At 38.6% G+C, this 2,930-nt stretch carries 4 protein-coding genes and 1 pseudogene; 3 read left to right on the top strand and 2 right to left on the bottom strand.

Annotated elements, in window-relative coordinates; translation table 11 throughout:
* Nucleotides 1-124: 124 nt before the first annotated feature.
* A complete protein-coding gene (locus F6K37_RS36840) occupies nt 125-307 on the bottom strand; it encodes a hypothetical protein (RefSeq protein WP_154659974.1) in 183 nt (60 codons plus the stop codon).
* Complete coding sequence (locus F6K37_RS36835) at nt 289-498, bottom strand: hypothetical protein (RefSeq protein ID WP_287255929.1); 210 nt, start codon at nt 496-498, stop codon at nt 289-291. Before F6K37_RS36835 ends, F6K37_RS36840 begins: the two co-directional genes overlap by 19 nt.
* A 465-nt stretch (nt 499-963) precedes the next feature.
* Here F6K37_RS36835 and F6K37_RS36830 point away from each other — a divergent pair, with 465 nt between their 5' ends.
* The 3 genes and pseudogenes from F6K37_RS36830 to F6K37_RS36820 all read left to right on the top strand — a co-directional run.
* The gene (locus tag F6K37_RS36830) at nt 964-1,473 is read left to right on the top strand and encodes a leucine-rich repeat domain-containing protein (RefSeq protein WP_287255927.1); all 510 of its coding nucleotides are present in this window, start codon (nt 964-966) and stop codon (nt 1,471-1,473) included.
* 93 nt (nt 1,474-1,566) lie between these two features.
* Nucleotides 1,567-1,722: pseudogene (locus F6K37_RS36825) on the top strand (leucine-rich repeat domain-containing protein); the annotation flags it as partial.
* Nucleotides 1,723-1,845: 123 nt separating this feature from the next.
* A partial coding sequence (locus F6K37_RS36820) for a COR domain-containing protein (RefSeq protein WP_287255931.1) occupies nt 1,846-2,930 on the top strand: 1,085 nt, incomplete at its 3' end.

Raw genomic sequence — 2,930 nt, 5'->3', positions numbered from 1 at the left:
AACAAGAATAGATAGTAATGGAATAGATTTAGGCACGGTACAGCCTCTTAGAATAATGACCTTAATGTGAATCTACAGGTTACGCAACTGCTGAGACTAATCCGGAAGGAATATAGCTCTAGCTTTAATCATCACGATAGGACTTTCCTGCTTCATCTGTCATCCTAGAGGATCTGACCAAGGTAAGTGTGGAGGGGTCGGGAGTCGGGAGTCGGGAGTCGGGAGTCGGGAGTCGGGAATCGGGGGTGTTGGAAACGGGCAAGATGCCCATTCCACACAAGATGCACATTACACACAAGTTGCCCATTCCACACAAGTTGCGTAGGGTGTGTTAGGGGCGGACTTGCCATTATTTTTCGTGTCGTAGCCAAGGTTGGGATAGTCCGCCCCGTAACGCACCACCAAAAAGCTGATTTTATCGGTAGCCAGTGTTGGGACAGTCGCTCCGGAAATGAAACGGGCAAGATGCCCATTCCACCATGATGCCCATTTTACCAAGATGCCTATTCCACAAAACTATTCACATCATCTTGCATTTATGCAACACCGGATTTTTGGCGTTGCTGATTATGCGTATGGTTTTGCCCCCCTAGCCCCCCAATTCTGGGGGGAACAAAACTATCAAAGTCCCCCAGAATTGGGGGATTTAGGGGGCTTTAATAAAACCAAATGATCGCACATTCATTCCTTAATTCAGCAACGCCGGATTTTTTGTATTGCTGAATCAAAGAAGGAAATTCTTTCACCAAGATTTTTAAGTATAAATACTTATTGTTGCATTTAAGCAGTAATGCGACATCACTTTTCTATAGGAAAGATTAAAATAGATGTGTTGGGTCAGGGATAATACAGCGCATATATCGTACTTATGAGGTACAGTGTTTTTTGACGCTGATTACCTGAAAAGCCTATTGCCTTATTAAAACCATAAGCTTTGTAACTCACCCAAATAACAATTTCTATATGAGCGAAGATAGTATTCCAAAACGCTTCCAAGAAAAAATCCAAGAAGCCAGGGGAAAAAACCTTGAAATCCTAGATTTGAGTAATTACTCAGATCATACAATATTAAAACTTTTCGTTAATTTAGTTTCAGATCGATCCCAACCATTGACCAAGATACCAGAGGAAGTTTTTGAACTCAAACAAATTAAAGTATTAAAATTAAAATATAACAAAATAGATAAAATTCCGGAGTATATTGGTAATTTATTCAATTTAACTCATCTATATTTATCCTTCAATCAACTAACCAACCTTCCAGAGTCTATTGGGAATCTATCCAATTTAACTCATCTATATTTATCCTTCAATCAACTAATAAATTTACCAGAATCTATTGGGAATCTATCCAATTTAACCGTTCTAAATTTAGAGACCAATCAACTAACAAACCTCCCGGAATCTATTGGGAATCTATCCAATTTAACCAGACTAGAATTATGGAATAATCAACTAATAACTCTGCCGTAATCTCTTGGGAATCTATCCAATTTAATCAGGTTAGAGTTATGGAATAATCAACTAACAACTCTGCCGTAATCTCTTGGGAATCTATCCAATTTAATTAGGCTACATTTATCGGGTAATCAACTAACAACTCTGCCGGAATCTCTTGGGAATCTATCCAATTTAACCAGGCTACATTTATGGAATAATCAACTAACCACCCTGCCCGAATCTTTTGGAAATCTCTCTAATTTAACCCAGCTAGAGTTATCGGAAAATCCCCTGGTTGTTCCACCGCCAGAAGTTGTCAGTAAAGGGGTAGGTTCTATTAAACAATATTTTCGGCAATTAAAACAAGAAGGAAAAGATTATATCTATGAAGCTAAGTTGTTGATTGTGGGCGAGGCCGGAGCAGGCAAAACTAGTTTAGCTAAAAAAATTCAAGACCCCCAATACCAACTCCAATACAATCAACAGTCTACAGAAGGCATTGATGTTATCAAATGGAGTTTTCCTCTAGATAACGTACGAGAATTTAACGTCAATATTTGGGATTTTGGCGGGCAAGAAATTTATCATGCCACCCATCAGTTTTTTTTAAGTAAACGTTCTCTCTATATTTTGGTTACGGATAGTCGTAAAGAAGATACGGATTTTGATTATTGGCTAAATATTGTAGAACAATTTAGTGATAATAGCCCCCTGTTGATTATTAAAAACGAGAAACAAGACCGCCGCAGGGACATTAACGAAAGAACTTTGCGAGGAAAGTTTACCAATCTCCAAGCCACTCTCGCTACTAACCTCAAAACTAACCGAGGGTTAGCAGAGATTATCGCTGCTATTCAATATTACATTCAAAATTTACCTCACGTCGGACAACCATTACCGAAAACCTGGGTAATGGTGCGTCAAGCCTTAGAAAACGATTCCCGTAATTATATCTCTCTTGATAAATTTCTAGATATCTGTGAAACCAATGGATTTACTCTACTAGAAGATAAATTACAGTTAAGCGGATATCTCCACGATTTAGGGGTATGTCTTCATTTCCAGGATCAAGAAGAGTCGTTGTTATATAAAACCGTCATTCTTAAACCAGAATGGGGTACCGATGCGGTTTACAAAGTGCTCGATAATCCTAACGTTAAAAATAACAAAGGAAAGTTTACCCGCAACGATTTAAAAGGGATTTGGCAAGAGGACAAGTATGCCTCTACCAGAGGAGAATTACTAGAACTAATGAAGAAATTCCAACTTTGCTATGAAATTCCTGATTGCAAAGATACCTTTATCGCCCCTCAACTCCTGAGCGATAACCAACCAGACTATGATTGGAATCCATCCCATAATCTGATTTTACGTTACGCTTATCCGGATTTTATGCCCAAGGGTATTATCACTCGTTTGATTGTGGTGATGCATCAGTATATTGACCAACAACAATACGTTTGGAAAAGTGGCGTCATCTTAACTAAAGA

Source organism: Moorena sp. SIO4E2 (assembly GCF_010671945.1).
GTDB classification, from domain to species: domain Bacteria; phylum Cyanobacteriota; class Cyanobacteriia; order Cyanobacteriales; family Coleofasciculaceae; genus Moorena; species Moorena producens.
This window is presented reverse-complemented; position numbering and strand designations above follow the sequence as displayed.

Bases quoted from the DNA above. Each gene is read 5' to 3' on its own strand.
- F6K37_RS36840 (WP_154659974.1), bottom strand. From the start codon at position 307: ATGGGCAACTTGTGTGTAATGTGCATCTTGTGTGGAATGGGCATCTTG.
- F6K37_RS36830 (WP_287255927.1), top strand. From the start codon at position 964: ATGAGCGAAGATAGTATTCCAAAACGCTTCCAAGAAAAAATCCAAGAA.